At 73.4% G+C, this 16,221-nt stretch carries 16 protein-coding genes; 12 read left to right on the plus strand and 4 right to left on the minus strand.

What is annotated here, in order from left to right; all coding sequences use genetic code 11:
• Window positions 1–65 precede the first annotated feature (65 nt).
• Together E5082_RS07095 and E5082_RS07100 are read right to left on the minus strand one after the other, a co-directional pair.
• Entirely contained in the window at window positions 66–347 is a 282-nt protein-coding gene (locus E5082_RS07095) for an Lrp/AsnC family transcriptional regulator (RefSeq protein ID WP_031179902.1), read from the minus strand.
• A complete protein-coding gene (locus E5082_RS07100) occupies window positions 344–1,114 on the minus strand; it encodes a rhomboid family intramembrane serine protease (RefSeq protein ID WP_135790414.1) in 771 nt (256 codons plus the stop codon). Before E5082_RS07100 ends, E5082_RS07095 begins: the two co-directional genes overlap by 4 nt.
• Window positions 1,115–1,277: 163 nt before the next feature.
• Here E5082_RS07100 and E5082_RS07105 point away from each other — a divergent pair, with 163 nt between their 5' ends.
• The 5 genes from E5082_RS07105 (at window position 1,278) to E5082_RS07125 (ending at window position 6,622) form a co-directional block, all read left to right on the plus strand.
• Window positions 1,278–1,517: a hypothetical protein gene (locus E5082_RS07105; RefSeq protein WP_086695420.1), complete on the plus strand. Its 240-nt coding sequence runs from the start codon at window positions 1,278–1,280 to the stop codon at window positions 1,515–1,517.
• A gap of 63 nt (window positions 1,518–1,580) precedes the next feature.
• Window positions 1,581–2,924, plus strand: a complete 1,344-nt coding sequence (locus E5082_RS07110) for an NYN domain-containing protein (protein WP_135790415.1) — start codon at window positions 1,581–1,583, stop codon at window positions 2,922–2,924.
• A 210-nt stretch (window positions 2,925–3,134) separates the two neighbouring features.
• Window positions 3,135–4,175: a C40 family peptidase gene (locus E5082_RS07115; protein WP_135790416.1), complete on the plus strand. Its 1,041-nt coding sequence runs from the start codon at window positions 3,135–3,137 to the stop codon at window positions 4,173–4,175.
• 225 nt (window positions 4,176–4,400) lie between these two features.
• Window positions 4,401–5,405: a C40 family peptidase gene (locus E5082_RS07120; protein WP_190045176.1), complete on the plus strand. Its 1,005-nt coding sequence runs from the start codon at window positions 4,401–4,403 to the stop codon at window positions 5,403–5,405.
• 29 nt (window positions 5,406–5,434) lie between these two features.
• On the plus strand, window positions 5,435–6,622 hold the full coding sequence (locus E5082_RS07125) for a hypothetical protein (protein ID WP_135790417.1): 1,188 nt from the start codon (window positions 5,435–5,437) through the stop codon (window positions 6,620–6,622).
• 3 nt (window positions 6,623–6,625) lie between these two features.
• Here the strand turns inward: E5082_RS07125 and E5082_RS07130 are convergent, their stop codons facing one another.
• On the minus strand, window positions 6,626–7,861 hold the full coding sequence (locus E5082_RS07130) for a glycosyltransferase family 87 protein (RefSeq protein ID WP_135790418.1): 1,236 nt from the start codon (window positions 7,859–7,861) through the stop codon (window positions 6,626–6,628).
• A 128-nt stretch (window positions 7,862–7,989) separates the two neighbouring features.
• Here E5082_RS07130 and E5082_RS07135 point away from each other — a divergent pair, with 128 nt between their 5' ends.
• A complete protein-coding gene (locus E5082_RS07135; RefSeq protein WP_135790419.1) occupies window positions 7,990–9,132 on the plus strand; it encodes a glycosyltransferase family 4 protein in 1,143 nt (380 codons plus the stop codon).
• A gap of 50 nt (window positions 9,133–9,182) precedes the next feature.
• Here E5082_RS07135 and E5082_RS07140 read toward each other — a convergent pair whose 3' ends face one another.
• On the minus strand, window positions 9,183–10,991 hold the full coding sequence (locus E5082_RS07140) for an AMP-dependent synthetase/ligase (protein WP_135790420.1): 1,809 nt from the start codon (window positions 10,989–10,991) through the stop codon (window positions 9,183–9,185).
• Between the two features lie 252 nt (window positions 10,992–11,243).
• Here E5082_RS07140 and E5082_RS07145 point away from each other — a divergent pair, with 252 nt between their 5' ends.
• The 6 genes from E5082_RS07145 (at window position 11,244) to E5082_RS07170 (ending at window position 16,215) form a co-directional block, all read left to right on the plus strand.
• Window positions 11,244–12,041, plus strand: a complete 798-nt coding sequence (locus E5082_RS07145) for a metallophosphoesterase family protein (protein WP_135790421.1) — start codon at window positions 11,244–11,246, stop codon at window positions 12,039–12,041.
• A 97-nt stretch (window positions 12,042–12,138) separates the two neighbouring features.
• Window positions 12,139–12,579, plus strand: a complete 441-nt coding sequence (locus tag E5082_RS07150) for an SRPBCC family protein (protein WP_030810292.1) — start codon at window positions 12,139–12,141, stop codon at window positions 12,577–12,579.
• Between the two features lie 60 nt (window positions 12,580–12,639).
• On the plus strand, window positions 12,640–13,812 hold the full coding sequence (locus E5082_RS07155) for an ArsA family ATPase (RefSeq protein WP_135790422.1): 1,173 nt from the start codon (window positions 12,640–12,642) through the stop codon (window positions 13,810–13,812).
• A 56-nt stretch (window positions 13,813–13,868) separates the two neighbouring features.
• Complete coding sequence (locus E5082_RS07160) at window positions 13,869–14,375, plus strand: DUF5304 domain-containing protein (RefSeq protein ID WP_135790423.1); 507 nt, start codon at window positions 13,869–13,871, stop codon at window positions 14,373–14,375.
• Window positions 14,376–14,442: 67 nt separating this feature from the next.
• A complete protein-coding gene (locus E5082_RS07165; RefSeq protein WP_031179915.1) occupies window positions 14,443–15,396 on the plus strand; it encodes an ROK family glucokinase in 954 nt (317 codons plus the stop codon).
• Window positions 15,397–15,462: 66 nt separating this feature from the next.
• Window positions 15,463–16,215 (plus strand): endonuclease/exonuclease/phosphatase family protein, encoded by a 753-nt coding sequence (locus E5082_RS07170; protein WP_135790424.1) that lies wholly within the window; start codon window positions 15,463–15,465, stop codon window positions 16,213–16,215.
• The last annotated feature ends 6 nt before the right edge of the window (window positions 16,216–16,221 follow it).

Below are 16,221 nucleotides of genomic sequence, written 5' to 3' on the forward strand. Positions count from 1 at the left end.
CCCGGCCGGACGGCCGCCGCGGGCGGGACCCCGGCGGCGCCGAGCGGGACCGCGCGGCCGACCCCCTAGCTGTCGAGGCCGATGGCGAAGGCCGCTTCCAGGTCGTGCTGGGAGTAGGTGCGGAAGGCGACGTGGGTGTCGGTGCCCTCCACGCCCTGGATCTTGCTGATGCGGCCGGGGATGACCTCGGCGAGGTCCTCGTGGCGGGCCACGCGGACCATGGCGATCAGGTCGTAGGTGCCGGTGACGGAGAAGACCTCGCTCACGCTCTCCAGCGCGGCGATCTGTTCGGCGATCTCCGGAATCCGGTCCACGCTGGTCTTGATCAGGACGATCGCGGTGATCACGGCTGGTTCTCTCCCTTGGACGCCGTAGCCGGGGCGGGCCCAACTCTAGCCTCGCCCGGCCCGTCCTTCTCGCCCTGCTTCCGCCCGTACCTGAGCCAGGCGTAGCCGAAGCCCAGGCAGAAGCCGATCACATGGGCGAGGTAGGCGACGCCGGGACCCTCGGGCGCGCGGCCCGCGGCGTACCACTGCAGGCCCGCCCAGAAGGGCAGCACCACCCAGGCCGGGAAGCGCAGGGGGAGGAAGAAGAGGAACGGGAGGAGACTGGTGACACGGGCCCGCGGAAAGAGGTGGAGGAAGGCGCCGAGGACCGCGGAGACGGCCCCCGAGGCGCCGACCAGGGACTGCTCGGAGTCCGCGTTGGCCAGCGCGTACCCGAGCAGGGCGAGGTAGCCGCAGCCGACGTAGAAGAGGGCGAACTCGACGCGGCCCATCCGTTCCTCGGTGAGCACGCCGAAGACGAAGAGGAACAGCATGTTGCCGAGCAGATGTACCCAGCCCCCGTGCACGAACAGCGCGGTCACCGGGGTGAGCGCCTCGCGGACCGGCTCCGCGAGGAGTCCGGCCGGGATCACCCCCCAGTGCCGGAAGTACGCCCGCTGCGCCGCGAGCAGCGCGTTCCCGGTGCCGTACGTGTGGGCGAAGCCGGAGGCCGGACCCAGCAGGAAGATCAGGCAGCACAGGGCGATGAGGCCGTATGTCAGCGGCGCCGGGGTACCCCGGACCGCCCTGACGGTCCGGGCGGCGGTCGTGCTCCACTCTCTGATCATGAATACAGAGCATGACGTAACCGGACGCAGTGGTACAGACCGCCTCGCCGCTTCGGACAGGCGGGCGGCGAACACCCGGCAGGCCGTAGGGTTACGGCCACACGCGCCGGGGTTCCGGCGCGTTCAGTCCGCCAGACGCGACGAGAAGGAAGCGAGCTGCGCCATGACGGTTCCTCCGCCGACCGCCACGACACGCTGGCGCTGCACCCTGTGCGGCAACCTCACCCGGTTCGACGTGACCCGTTCCGCCAAGACCGTCGAGTACGTCCACCTCGACCTGGCCGGGGAGCCGACGGTCGAGGAACGCGAGGTGGTCAGTGAGACCATCGAGTCGGTCCGCTGCCGCTGGTGCAACGCGGTGGACCAGGTGGAACTCGTGGACAGGCCGGGCGCCGCCTCCTGAGGGCGGGGCGGTCCGCGCGGGATCGGACAGATATCGGGCATGTCGGGCATTGGGGTGTGAAGGATGGTGGAGACCGCGGGCGGGGGGCCGGAGGACGGCACCGCCGAGGTGCTTGACCGTCCGCTGCCCGACGGCGTGCGCCGCCGGGTCGTGGGAATCGTCTCGGACGCCTTCGGCGCCCTCACCATGGCCGAACTGCCCGCCCCCCTGCGCCAGTACGCCCGGTTCACACCGACCCGGCGGGCCAAGTTCGCCGGGAACGCGATGGCCGCCGCGCTGGAGACCGAACGCCTCTTCCGGCAGCGGATCGCCGAGCGCTACAAGGAGACCCAGCCCGAGCTGTGCGGCGCGCTGGAGGCGGGCTCACCGCCCCCGGCCGCCGACCCCCTCGACGTCGCGGCCGCCGCCTATGTGCTGCGCCCGCCCGGCTGGGCCAAGCTGGTCGCGGCGGCCGGCGAGGAGGCCCAGCGCGCGGACGCCGAGCGCGTGGACGAGGAGAGCCGCGCCGAGCTGGAGAAGCTCCGCGAGGAGCTGGAGCGGGCCCGCGAGCACACCCGCGCCGAGACCGCCCGGCTGCGCGCCGAACTGGACGCGGCCAGGAAGGAGGCCGACGCGCTGCACCGCAAGCTGCGCTCGGCCCTGAGCGACGTCAAGCGCGGGGAGGCCGCGCTGCGCAAGGAGCGCGCCGAGACCGAGTCCGCGCGGGCCGAGGGCCAGGCGGCCCTCTCCGCCGCCGAGAGCGAGTCCCGCCGGCTCAGGACCCGCCTGGGTGAGTCGGAGGCCGCGCTGGAGGCGACCCGCCGTGCGGTCCGCGAGGGCCGCAGCGTGGAGGACATGCGGGTACGGCTGCTGCTCGACACCGTCCTGGAGGCGGCCCAGGGGCTGCGCCGCGAACTCGCCCTGCCCCCGGTGTCGGTGCGCCCGGCGGAGACCGTGGACGCCGTCGAGCCGGGCCGGATGACGCCGAAGGACATCGCCGCCCGCGCCCTGTCCGAGCACGACCCGGCCATCCTCGACCAGTTGCTGGCGCTGCCGCAGGCCCATCTGGTGGTCGACGGCTACAACGTCACCAAGACCGGCTATCCGCAGATGCCGCTGGAGAAGCAGCGGCTCAGACTGCTCGGCCAGCTCTCCGCGCTCGCCGCGCAGACCGGCGCCGAGGTCACCTGTGTCTTCGACGGCGCCGAACTGGTCGCCCCGGTACTGCTCGCGCCGCCGCGCGGCGTACGGGTGCTGTTCTCCAAGCCGGGCGTGACGGCGGACGAGCTGATCCGCCAGCTCGTGCGCGCCGAGCCGCCGGGCCGGCCGGTCATCGTGGCCTCCACCGACCGCGAGGTGGCGGACGGCGTCGCACGCGCCGGGGCGCGCCCGGTGGCCTCTGCGGTACTTCTCAAGCGACTGTCCTGAACGCCCAACGGACACGTGACCTGCCCCAATTGAGGGCTTCTGTGGACGACGGAAAGTCAACCCGCTGTCACGCCCGGTGCGTTGAGTGCAAAATATGCAGCGAGGGACTGGATTTTTTGCTGTGAGGATTTGAACTGATCACAACCGGGTCACTAGGGTCGGTTCGAACCTCCGAGCGGGTGATCACTCACAAGAAGGAGTTCGTCCTCAGTGGCGTCCCATCGTCGACCCAAGCAGCCGAGCCGCACGCGTGTCACCGTGCTCACCACCGCGGCGGCCGCCGCCGTCGCGCTGAGCGCGAACGCGGCCAACGCAGCCCCGAGCGAGAAGCCGGGCAAGACCGAGGTCAAGGCGCAGGTCGACAAGCTCTACGAGCAGGCCGAGCAGGCCACCGAGAAGTACAACGGCGCCAAGGAGAAGCAGGAGAAGCTCCAGAAGGAGATCTCCACGATCCAGGACAACGTCGCCCGCGGCCAGCAGGACCTCAACAAGCTGCGCGACGGCCTCGGTTCGCTCGCCACCGCCCAGTACCGCAGCGGCGGCATCGACCCCTCGGTCCAGCTCTTCCTCTCCGCGGACCCGGACGACTACCTCGACAAGGCGTCCACGCTCGACCAGTTGAGCGGTCAGCAGGTCGAGGCGCTGAAGAAGATCCAGGACAAGCAGCGCGAACTCGCCCAGCAGCGCGCCGAGGCCACCGAGAAGCTCAAGGACCTCGCCTCCACCCGCACCGAGCTGGGCAAGAAGAAGAAGGAGGTCCAGGGCAAGCTGGGCGAGGCGCAGCGCCTGCTCAACACCCTGACCGCCAAGGAGAAGCAGGCGCTCGCCGCCGAACAGCAGCGCGCCGACCGCTCCTCCAGCGAGCGCGTCCAGCTCGGCCACGCCGTCCCCGCCTCGGGCCGCGCCGGAGCCGCGTTCTCCGCCGCCCAGAGCAAGATCGGCACCCCGTACGTCTACGGCGCCACCGGTCCCTCCTCGTACGACTGCTCGGGTCTGACCTCCTGGGCCTACGCCCAGGCCGGTGTCTCCATCCCGCGCACCTCCGAGGCGCAGGCCAACATCGGCACCCGGATCTACTCCACGAGCGACCTCCAGGTCGGCGACCTCGTCTTCTTCTTCAACGACATCCACCACGTCGGTCTCTACGCGGGCAACGGCCAGGTCCTGCACGCCCCGCGCACCGGCACGGTCGTCCGCTACGAGTCCATGAGCACCATCGGCGGCCCCTTCATGTTCGGCGTGCGCGTCTGACACCCTCGCCCCACCCGCCCGAACGGGCGAATCACGGCACCGCGCGACCCCTGGCGCCCCGCCGCTGACCTGCGTCGGCGCCGGGGCGTCACCGTGTGGGCGCACGGCGGTCGTTGGCCGGTGGGTGCCGCTGCGGCTACTGTCTGCCGCGTTTCCCCGGCGCCGAGGGCCCCCGCCCGTCCGCGCGCCGGGGGACGGTTCCCGTCGTCCAGGGGAAGGACCGCCGTGGCGTCCCATCGCCGTCCCGCAACATCCGGATGCGACCGGGGCGCAGCCGCCCTGTGCGTGCTGTCGGCCGCGGCCGCCGCCCTCGGCGCCGTACCCGCCGCACACGCGGCGCCCCGCGACGGCGCCCGCGCCGAACTGGACCGGCTCTACGCCCAGGCCGAGCGTGCCACCGAGGACTACGACCGGGCCGACGAACGCGCGGACAGGCTGCGCCGCGAGGTCCGCGACGCCCAGGACCACATCGCCCGCACCCAGCAGCGGGTCAACTCCCTGCGGGATCAGCTCGGTTCGCTGGCCGGAGCCGAGTACCGCTCCGGCGGTATCGGCCCGGCGGTCGCCCTCCTGTTCTCCGCCGACCCCGAGGACTACCTCGACAAGGCGTCCGTCGTCGACCGCATCGGCACCCGTCAGGCCGGACAACTGCGCGAACTGAGCGTCGCGTTGCGCGACCTCGCCCAGGAGCGGGCGGAGGCGGAGGCCAAGCTCGGCGACCTGGAGCGCAGCCGCAAGGCGGTCGCCGCGCACAAGCGGAAGGTACGGGAGCGCCTCACCAGCGCCCGGCGCCTGTTCGACTCCCTGTCCGCCGCCGACCGCGCCGACTACAACCGGTCCTCCCGCTCCGGCCGCCCCGACCTCACCGGCCTCGGTGACCTCGACCCCCGTGCCGCCGCCGCGCTCGCCGCGGCCCGCTCCGCCCTCGGCCGGCCCTATGTGTGGGGCGCCAACGGGCCCTCCGGCTTCGACTGTTCCGGCCTCATGCAGTGGTCGTACGCCAGGGCGGGCGTCCAGCTCCCGCGCACCTCGCAGGCCCAGCGCGACGCCGGACACCGGGTCCCGCTCTCCCAGGCCCGCCCCGGCGACCTGGTGATCTACCGCTCCGACGCCAGCCATGTGGCGATGTACGTCGGCGACGGCCTGGTGATCCACGCGCCCCACCCCGGCGCGGCGGTGCGCTACGAACGGGTCGGGATGCTCCCGGTCTCCGCGGTGACCCGGCCCTGAGCCCTGCCCGCACCCCGTACGATCGGACGGTGGCCGGCCGGGACGGAGCGTGGCGAGCAGCGGCGGCGGGACTCTGCCTGCTGCTCCTGCCGGCGTTCTCCGGATGCGGCCACCGCACCCCCGGCACCGGCGCCCGCGCCGAGGTGCAGCGGGTGCTCGACCGCCGGGCCACCGCCCTGCTGGGCCACGACGAGGCCGCGTACGCCACCACCGGCACGCGCGTCCCGTACAACCGGCTCCGGGCCCTCCCGCTGGCCTCCTGGGCCTACCGGATCACCTCGCTGCGCCGGGACGGCACCAGCGCCGACGCCGAGCTGAGCTACCGGGTCGCCGGGCAGGACACCGCGCCCGTCACCGCCCGGCGCACCCTCACCCTGAGCCACACCGCGGACGGCGGCTGGTACGTCGCCGCCGAGGGGCCCGCGCAGGGCGCGGGGCAGCAGCTCTGGGACCAGGGGCCGGTCACCGCCGTCAGCGGCGCGCACAGCCTGGTGCTGGGCACCGGCCAGAGCACCGGCGAGCTGCGCGGTTACGCCCGGCTCGCCGACCGCGCCGTACCGGCCGTCTCCCGCGCCTGGGGCGCCCGGTGGGCCCGGCGGGTGGTCGTGCTGGTGCCGCGCTCGCTGGACGGCATGGCCGCGCTGCTCGGCTCGCCCGCCGCCCGGTACCGGGGCATCGCCGCCGTCACCACCGCCGAGACACCGGGCGCCGGGCGGGCCCCCGCCGACCGGGTGGTGGTCAACCCGGAGGCGTACGCGGCCCTCGGTGACCTGGGCAGACAGGTCGTGCTCACCCACGAGACCACCCATGTCGCCACCCGCTCGGCGACCACCGCCGCCACGCCGCTCTGGCTCTCCGAGGGATACGCCGACTGGACCGGCTACGTGGGCACCGGCCGCACCCCCGCCGAGGTCGCCCCCGAGCTGACCCGCGCGGTCGCGGACGGGCGCGTCCCCGTAGCGCTCCCCGCCGACAAGGACTTCGGGTTCACCGGTGACCCGGCCGGTCTGGCCCGCGCCTACGAGTCCGGCTGGCTGGCCTGCCGGATGATCGCCGAGCGCTGGGGCGAGGAGGAACTGCGCGTCTTCTACCGGGCCGTCGGGGCCCACCGCCGCCGGGCGGGCGCGGTGGAGGGGGCGCTGAAGCAGGTGCTGGACACCACCCCGGAGGAGTTCACCGCCCAGTGGCAGGACTACGTCCGGGACCGACTGGGCTGAGCCTCACGGGGAGACGGGCGACTCGTCCGCGCGGTCCGCCGCGGCGGGGACGGACGCGAGGGGCGCCGGGGACACGGTGGCGCGCCACAGGCGGCGGGCCGCCGCGAGGGAGGCGGCGACCAGCAGGCCGTTGCGCACGACCATCAGCGTCACGCCGTACCAGTCGCTCGTCACCACGTGGATGAAGCCGAGCGGGAACTCCAGCACCGTCACCAGGGACGCCACGGCCACCATCAGCGCGGGCGCGGTCATCCGGGACGCGCGGTGGGTCAGGCACACCGCGGCCAGGCCGGTCAGCCACACCAGGTACTGCGGGCTGATCACCCTGCTGGTCACCGTGAACAGCAGCACCGCCGTGAACGCGGCCTCGGGGAGGGTCAGTTCGTCGGTCCGCACCACCCGCAGCCGCCACAGCACCAGCCAGCCGAACGCCGCCCCGGTCAGCACCAGCGCCGCCGTGCTCACCACCCCGACCCACGGGCCCAGGAACTCGATCGAGCCGTAGTTCAGCAGCACCTGGCCCTCCCAGCCGAAGTGCCGGGCCACATGGAAGACCAGCGCGCCCAGCGACTCCACCTCGGTGCCCCGGTCCCGCTGGAAGGTCAGGAAGGCGAAGGCGCCCGGCATGGAGACCGCGAACAGGGCCGCCAGCCCCGACGCCGTCACCGCCGCCGACGCCCACGGACGGCGCCGGAAGGACCCCGTCAGCAGCAGTGCAGGCCAGACCTTCACCAGCGCGCCGAGCGCGGTCAGCACCCCGAAGGCGCGCGGATGCCGGGCGGCCACCAGCAGCGCGGCCACGGCCAGGGCGGTCACCATCACGTCGTAGCGGGCGTACACCGTCGGCCCGAGCAGCGGGACGGCGGCCGTCCACAGCCAGGCCCCGCGCGGCGAGCGGCCCGGCCTCCGGCCGTGGCGCACCAGGAGGACGAGCACCGCGAGGTCGGTGAGGCAGCACAGGACGAAGAAGGCGTCCGTGTAGTCCAGGAACGGCAGCAGGCCGGGGGAGAGGACCGCCAGCGCCGCCGCGGGCGGGTACTGCCAGGTCACGTCGTCCAGCGGAAACGTTCCCTGACGCAGGACCTCGTACCAGCCGCGGTAGATCACCGACACGTCCGAGGTGACGTCCGGGCCCGCGACGGTGATCACCTTGAACACGGTCAGCAGCAGGACGGCACGGCTTGACCCCCACACCGCCGCGAGCCACGCCAGGGACCGCCCGGCGCCCTTCGTGTCCACGTGATCCCCTGCCGTTCGGTCGTGTGTCGTGCGCGTCGGAAGACTCATGATGTCGTTTACGGCCGGGTCCCTGCCACAGACTCCGCCCGGCCCGGCCCCCGGCGGCCCACCCGGTAGGGTCGGCGGCGATGCACAAGACCCTGATCGTGACCAACGACTTTCCGCCCCGCCCCGGCGGCATCCAGGCGTTCCTGCACAACATGGCGCTGCGCCTGGACCCGGACCGGGTCGTCGTCTACGCCTCCACCTGGAAGCGCGGCCGGGAGGGCGCCGCGGCGACCGCCGCCTTCGACGCCGAGCAGCCCTTCACCGTCGTACGCGACCGTACGACCATGCTGCTGCCCACACCGGGCGCGACCCGGCGGGCGGTGGGGCTGCTGCGGGAGCACGGCTGCACCTCGGTGTGGTTCGGGGCGGCGGCGCCGCTCGGGCTGATGGCACCGGCGCTGCGCCAGGCCGGCGCCGAGCGACTGGTGGCCACCACCCACGGTCACGAGGCGGGCTGGGCCCAGTTGCCCGGCGCCCGCGGGCTGCTGCGCCGGATCGGTGAGTCCACGGACACCATCACCTACCTCGGCGAGTACACCCGGTCCCGGATCGCCGCCGCGCTCACTCCTCAGGCGGCCGGGCACATGGTCCAGCTGCCGCCCGGCGTGGACGAGAAGACCTTCCACCCCGGCTCCGGCGGGGACGAGGTGCGCGCCCGGCTCGGGCTCACCGACCGGCCGGTCGTGGTGTGCGTCTCGCGGCTGGTGCCGAGGAAGGGCCAGGACACCCTGATCCGGGCCATGCCCCGGATCCTCGCCGCCCAGCCGGACGCCGTACTGCTGATCGTGGGCGGCGGCCCCTACGAGGCCGACCTGCGCCGCCTGGCCGCCGGGACCGGCGTCGCGGACTCCGTACGGTTCACCGGCGCGGTGCCCTGGGCCGAGCTGCCCGCGCACTTCGGCGCCGGGGACGTGTTCGCCATGCCGTGCCGCACCCGGCGCGGCGGGCTGGACGTGGAGGGGCTCGGCATCGTCTACCTGGAGGCGTCCGCGACCGGGCTGCCCGTGGTCGCCGGTGACTCCGGCGGAGCGCCGGACGCCGTGCTCGACGGCGAGACCGGCTGGGTGGTCCGGGGCGGCGAACCCGCCGAGGCCGCCGAGCGGATCACCGCCCTCCTCGCCGACGAGGGCCTGCGCCGCCGGATGGGCGAGCGCGGCAGGCGGTGGGTCGAGGAGAAGTGGCGCTGGGACCTGCTGGCCGAACGGCTGAAGGTGCTGCTCTGACGCGGCGGCGCCGGGGAATCCCCGGCGCCGCTCGGTTCTGTGACGGTTCGTCAGGAGGTGGCCTGCTTGGCGTAGAGGGCCTCGATGTCGGCCGCGTAGTCCTTGGCCACCACGTTCCGCTTCAGCTTCAGCGAGGGCGTCAGGTGCCCCGACTCCTCGGTGAACTGGATCGGCAGGATACGGAACTTGCGCACCGACTCCGCCTTGGACACCGCCGCGTTGCCGTCGTCCACGGCCGCCTGGATCGCCGCGTTCAGCTCCGGGTCGTCGCGCAGCGAGTCCGCCGTGGAGCCGGCGGGCTTGCCGTGCTCGGCGGCCCAGCGGCCCAGGAACTCCTCGTCGACGGTGACCAGCGCGCCCACGAACGGCCGCCCGTCGCCCACCACCATGCACTCCGCGACCAGCGCGTGCGCCCGGATGCGGTCCTCGATCACGGCCGGGGCGACGTTCTTGCCGCCCGCCGTGACGATGATCTCCTTCTTGCGGCCGGTGATCCGGAGGTAGCCGTCCTCGTCCAGGGTGCCGATGTCCCCGGTGTGGAACCAGCCGTCGGCCAGCGCCTCGGCGGTCGCGTCCGGGTTGTTCCAGTACTCCTTGAACAGGTGCTCGCCGTGCAGCAGCACCTCGCCGTCGTCCGCTATCCGCACGACCGAGCCGGGCAGCGGCTGGCCGACCGTGCCGATCTTCTGCCGGTCCCACGGATTGAACGCCGTCGCCGCGCACGACTCGGTCAGGCCGTAGCCCTCCAGCACCGAGAAGCCGATGCCCCGGAAGAAGTGGCCGAGCCGCTCGCCCAGCGGGGCACCGCCCGAGATCGCGTACTCGCCCCGGCCGCCGAGCACCGCCCGCAGCTTGCCGTAGACCAGCTTGTCGAAGACCTTGTGCTTGAGCCTCAGCTTCAGCGACGGGCCCGCCGGGGTGTCCAGCGCGCGGCTGTAGGCGATGGCCGCGTCGGCGGCCTTGTCGAAGATCGCGCCCTTGCCGTCGGCCTGCGCCTTGGCCCGGGCGCTGTTGTAGACCTTCTCGAAGACGCGCGGGACGCCCAGGATCAGGGTCGGCCGGAACGCGGACAGCTCCTCGGTGAGGTTCTTGATGTCCGGGACGCAGCCCAGCTTGATCGGCGCCATCATCGGCGCCACCTGCACCAGCCGCCCGAAGACGTGCGCCAGCGGCAGGAACAGCAGCACCGAGCACTCGCCGGTACGGAACAGCGGGCGCAGCCGCTCCACGATGTTGCCGCACTCCGCGAAGAAGCTGCGGTGGGTCAGCACACAGCCCTTGGGGCGGCCGGTGGTGCCGCTGGTGTAGACGATGGTCGCCGGGTCGTCCGCCTTGGCGAGCGAGCCGCGCTCGGCGACCGTCGCGTCGGAGACGTCCTGCCCGAGCCGCGTCAGCTCCTCCAGGCCGCCGGCCTCGATCTGCCACACGTGCTTCAGCGCCGGCAGCGACTCGCGCACCGAGTCCACGGCGGCCGCGTGGCCGTCCAGCTCCACGAAGGCGGCGGTCGCGCCGGAGTCGGAGAGAATCCAGCGCACCTGCTCCGGCGAACTGGTCTCGTACACCGGCACGGTGACCGCGCCCGCGCTCCAGATGGCGAAGTCCAGCAGGGTCCACTCGTAGCGGGTGCGGGACATCAGACCGACCCGGTCGCCCGGCTGCACACCGGCGGCGATCAGGCCCTTGGCGGCGGCGTGCACCTCGGTGAGGAACTGCCGGGCCGTCACGTCCTGCCAGGCGCCGCCCGCCTTGCGGGCGATGACGGCGACGTCCGGGTGCTGCGCGGCGTTTCTGCGGACGATGTCCGTCAGGTTGCCGTCGGCGGGGACCTCGTACAAAGCCGGAAGGCTGAACTCGCGCAAGACTGCTGCTCCTCGGGGCGGGTGCTCGGGGAGTCCCGCCTGCCGGGGTGATCTCCGGAGCACGACCGGACTGCCCGGACGTTACCCGCCGGTATGACCTCTGGGACAGGGGGTCCGTGCCAGATGTTCGCTGCGTCACACGGGATGACCCGCTTGGGCGCACAGTAGTCCACCTCTTGACCAACGGGCGAGTAACCGCAGGCCAGGCGGGCCACTGTTCACCTAGACCGCACACCTCTACCCTTGATCGCCATGGCTTCCACACCCGCCCGCGGCCCCCGGACCCGCGTCCACGTGATCAGCGACGTGCACGGGAACGCCCGTGATCTCGCGCGGGCCGGGGAGGGCGCCGACGCGCTGATCTGCCTCGGCGACCTCGTCCTCTTCCTCGACTACGCCGACCACTCGCGCGGCATCTTCCCCGACCTGTTCGGCGCGGAGAACGCCGACCGGATCGTCGAGCTGCGCACCGCCCGCCGCTTCGAGGAGGCCCGCGCCTTCGGCCGGAAGCTGTGGTCGGGGATCGGCACCGACCGGGACGCGGCGATCGAGCAGGCGGTACGCCGCCAGTACGCCGAGATGTTCGCCGCCTTCCCCACCCCGACCTACGCCACCTACGGCAACGTCGACATGCCGCCCCTCTGGCGGGAGTACGCCGGACCGGGCACCACTGTGCTGGACGGTGAGCGGGTGGAGATCGGGGGCCGCGTCTTCGGCTTCGTCGGCGGCGGCCTGCGCACCCCGATGCGCACCCCGTACGAGATCGACGACGAGGAGTACGCGGCGAAGATCGAGGCCGTCGGCGAGGTGGACGTGCTCTGCACCCACATCCCGCCCGAGGTGCCCGAACTCGTCTACGACACCGTCGCCCGCCGCTTCGAGCGCGGCAGCCGGGCCCTGCTGGCCGCCATCAGGCGCACCAGGCCGCGCTACTCCCTGTTCGGCCACGTCCACCAGCCGCTCGCCCGCCGGATGCGGATCGGGGCGACCGAGTGTGTGAACGTGGGCCATTTCGCCGGGACCGGCAGGCCGTGGGTGCTGGAGTGGTGACGGCGGGCCGGGGGCGGCGCGGTAGCCTTCACGCTGCACACACGTGCGCACCCCGCGCGTGAGAGAACGTCCGGCCGCATCTGGAGGAGCCACGGCGATGGCGGAACACACCAGTTCGAGCATCACGATCGAGGCGGCCCCGGCCGATGTCATGGCGGTGATCGCCGACTTCTCCCGCTACCCGGACTGGACCGGCGAGGTGAAGGAGGCCGAGGTCCTGGAGACCGACGGCCGCGGCCGCGCCGAGGAGGTCCGCCTCGTCATGGACGCGGGCGCCATCAAGGACGACCAGACCCTCGCCTACACCTGGACCGGCGAGCACGAGGTCTCCTGGACCCTGGTGAAGTCCCAGATGCTCCGCTCCCTGGACGGCAGCTACCTGCTCAAGCCGGCGGGCGCCGGGTCCACCGAGGTCACCTACCGCCTCACGGTCGACGTCAAGATCCCCATGCTCGGCATGATCAAGCGCAAGGCCGAGAAGGTCATCATCGACCGCGCGCTGGCCGGCCTGAAGAAGCGCGTCGAGACGGGCTCCTGACACCGGGCCCTGCCCGCCGGGGGCTCCGACGCCGCTGAGGCTCCGTTACCGTTCAGCCTCATGCGTACCCTCCTGATCACCGGGCCGGGCGGCAGCGGCCGCACCAGCGTCGCCGCCGCCACCGGGCTCGCCGCGGCCCGCGCCGGCGCCCGCGTGCTCGTGCTCGGCGCCGACCGGGCCGACACGCTCGGCGCGGCCCTCGGCACGGTGACGGGACCCACGCCCACCGAGGCCGCCGAGAACCTCACCGTCTGGCGCCCCGACGCAGGCGCCCGCTTCCGCGAGGACCTCACCGCCTTCCAGAGCCGGGCCGGAACCGTCCTCGACCTGCTCGGCGCCTCCCGGCTGGACGCCGAGGAGGTCACCCCGCTGCCCGGTGCCGAGGAACTGTCCGTGCTGCGCGCCCTGCGCGACGCGGCCCTCTCCGAGCGCTACGACCTGCTCGTGGTGGACCTCCCCCCGCTGGCCCGGGCCCTCGCCCTGCTCGCACTGCCCGAGGAACTCCGCCGCTACCTGCGCCGCCTGCTGCCGCCCGAGCGCCAGGCCGCCCGCGCCCTGCGCCCTGTCCTCGGCCGCCTCGCCGGGGTCCCCATGCCCGCCGACTGGCTGTACGAGACGGCCGCCCGCTGGGACCTGGAACTCGCCGCCGTCGAAGCCGTCGTCGCCGACCGGGGCACCACCGTCCGCCTGGTCGCCGAACCCGGCCCGGCCGGGGACGACGCCGTCCGCACCGCGGCCCTCGGCCTCGCCCTGCGCGGACTGCGCACCGAGACCCTGATCGCCAACCGCGTGCTGCCCGAGTCCGCCGACGGCACCTGGCTGGCCGGCCCCTTCGCCCAGCAGCGCAAGACCCTGGCCGACTGGGCCGAGGAGTACGACGTGCACACCGTGCCGCACCTCGGCCACGACCCGCGCGGCACCGACGACCTCGCCGCGCTCGCCCCGCCCGGCGTCAACCCCGCGCCCGACCCCGTCGAGTGGCCGGTCACCGACCGCCTCGCCGAGGACGGCACCCTCGTCTGGCGCCTCCCGCTGCCCGGCGCCGTACGCGACGAGCTCGACCTGATCCGGCGCGGCGACGAACTCGTGGTCACCGCCGGTCCCTTCCACCGGATCGTCGCCCTGCCCTCCGCGCTGCGCCGCTGCACCGTCGCCGGGGCCGCCCTGACCGACGGCGAGCTGTCTGTCCGGTTCGCGCCCGATCCCGCCCTGTGGCCCGGCACGGGACGGTGAACGCACTGCGCCGTTCGGGTAACGTCGAAGACGCGAACCGTAGTCAGGAGCCCGCCATGAGCGAAGAGCGCCCCGCACCCCAGCCCCCCGAGGAGCCCGAAGCTCCTGAAGCGCCGCGCATGGGCGACGCCGACGCCTGGGCCACCGCGACCGCCGAGGACCTGGCCGCCGAGAAGGCCCGCCGCCGCGGCACCAGCCCGCCGCCGCCCGGCACGGCCGCCGAGGAGCTGCGCCGGCTGATGGAATCCGTGGCCGACAAGCTCTCCGGCCTGCAGTCCCCGCTGCTCGGCGCGGTCGCCGGGCCCGCCGCGCAGCAGGCGGTGCGCCAGATGGTCCAGCAGGCCAAGGCCGCCGTCGAGCCGGTCGTCGAGCGCAACCCCCAGGTCTTCGACCACCTCGCCGCCGCCGGGAGCGAACTGCTCGCCGCCTACCGCTCGGCCGTCCAGGCGCAGGAGCGGCGGTGGACCACCGGTCCCACCCCGCCCCCGGCAGACGGACCGCCGGCCGGCCGCCGTGACCCAGGTGAGGGCACCGGACCGGGCGAGCGCATCGACCTGGACTGACGGTCTGCCCCGGTGGGGCCTCGGGTACCGTTGGCCCTAGCGGGGCTCGACCGGAACTGAGGGATTCATGGGACTCACCATCGGCGTCGACATCGGCGGCACCAAGATCGCGGCCGGCGTGGTCGACGAGGAAGGCAACATCCTCTCGACCTTCAAGGTGCCGACCCCCAGCACGCCCGAGGCCATCGTGGACGCCATCGCCTCGGCCGTGGAGGGCGCGCGTGCCGGACACGACATCGTCGGCGTGGGCATCGGTGCGGCCGGCTACGTGAACCGGCAGCGCTCGACGGTGTACTTCGCGCCCAACATCGACTGGCGCCAGGAGCCGCTCAAGGAGAAGGTCGAGGCCCGCGTGGGCCTCCCGGTCGTCGTGGAGAACGACGCCAACGCGGCCGCCTGGGGCGAGTACAAGTTCGGCGCGGGCAAGGGCCACCGCAACGTCATCTGCATCACGCTCGGCACCGGCCTGGGCGGCGGCATCATCATCGGCAACAAGCTGCGCCGGGGGCACTTCGGCGTGGCCGCCGAGTTCGGCCACATCCGGATGGTCCCGGACGGCCTGGCGTGCGGCTGCGGCTCCCAGGGCTGCTGGGAGCAGTACGCCTCCGGCCGCGCCCTGGTCCGCTACGCCAAGCAGCGCGCCAACGCCACCCCGGAGAACGCGGAGATCCTCCTGGGCCTCGGCGACGGCACCCCCGACGGGATCGAGGGCAAGCACATCTCGGTGGCCGCCCGCCAGGGCGACCCGGTGGCCGTGGACTCCTACCGCGAGCTGGCCCGCTGGGCGGGCGCCGGCCTCGCGGACCTGGCCTCGCTGTTCGACCCCTCCGCCTTCATCGTGGGCGGCGGCCTCTCGGACGAGGGCGAACTGGTCCTCGACCCGATCCGCAAGTCCTACAAGCGCTGGCTGGTCGGCGGCAACTGGCGCCCGGTCGCCGACGTCATCGCCGCTCAGCTCGGCAACAAGGCGGGCCTGGTGGGCGCGGCGGACCTGGCAAGGGAGCCGGACCCGGTCATGTAGACCGGACGAGTGCACCGACTTCAGGGGCGCGGGGAACGGTTCCCGCGCCCCGAGTAGGTTGATCACATGCCAACCCCGTTCCCCAACTCCCGTACGGAGTCAGACGGTTCCGCGGTCATCAGGGTTCTCAGCTACAACGTCCGCTCCCTGAGGGACGACCCGGAAGCCCTGGCAAGAGTCGTCAACGCCTGCGCCCCCGACGTCCTCCTCCTCCAGGAAGCCCCCCGCTTCTTCCGCTGGCGCAAGAAGCTGGCCCGCCTCGCCAGAACCACCGGCCTCGTCTACCTCACCGGCGGAGCCCCCGCCGCCGGCCCGGCGATCCTCTGCTCCCTGCGGGCCACGGTGGAGAGCACCGAGGACATCCTGCTGCCCCTCACCCGCGGCCAGCACCGAAGGGGCCTGGCCACCGCGGTCGTCCGCTTCGGCAAGGCCCGCGTGGGACTCGTCAGCTGCCACCTCGGCCTCCAGAAGGCCGAACGCCGGACGCAGAGCGGCCTGCTCCTGGACCGCCTGGGTGAACTGGGCGTGGACCACGCGGTGATCGGCGGCGACCTCAACGAAGGCCCCACCGGCCCCGCCTTCACCCTGCTCGCCGAAGCCCTCCAGGACGCCGCGACCGTAGCCCCCTGCGGCGGCACGGACACCTTCCCCGCCACGGCCCCCGCCCGCCGTATCGACGCCGTCCTCGCCACCCGGGGCATCGAGGTCCTCGCCTGCGGAGTCCCCACCGGCCTCCCCGGCGTCACCGGAAGCGACCTGAGGGCGGCCACGGACCACCTCCCGGTCCTGGCCGCCCTCAGAATCCCGGCGAGCGTCTAGCAAGGC

The organism is Streptomyces griseoluteus (assembly GCF_004784465.1).
Classification (GTDB): Bacteria; Actinomycetota; Actinomycetes; order Streptomycetales; family Streptomycetaceae; genus Streptomyces; species Streptomyces griseoluteus.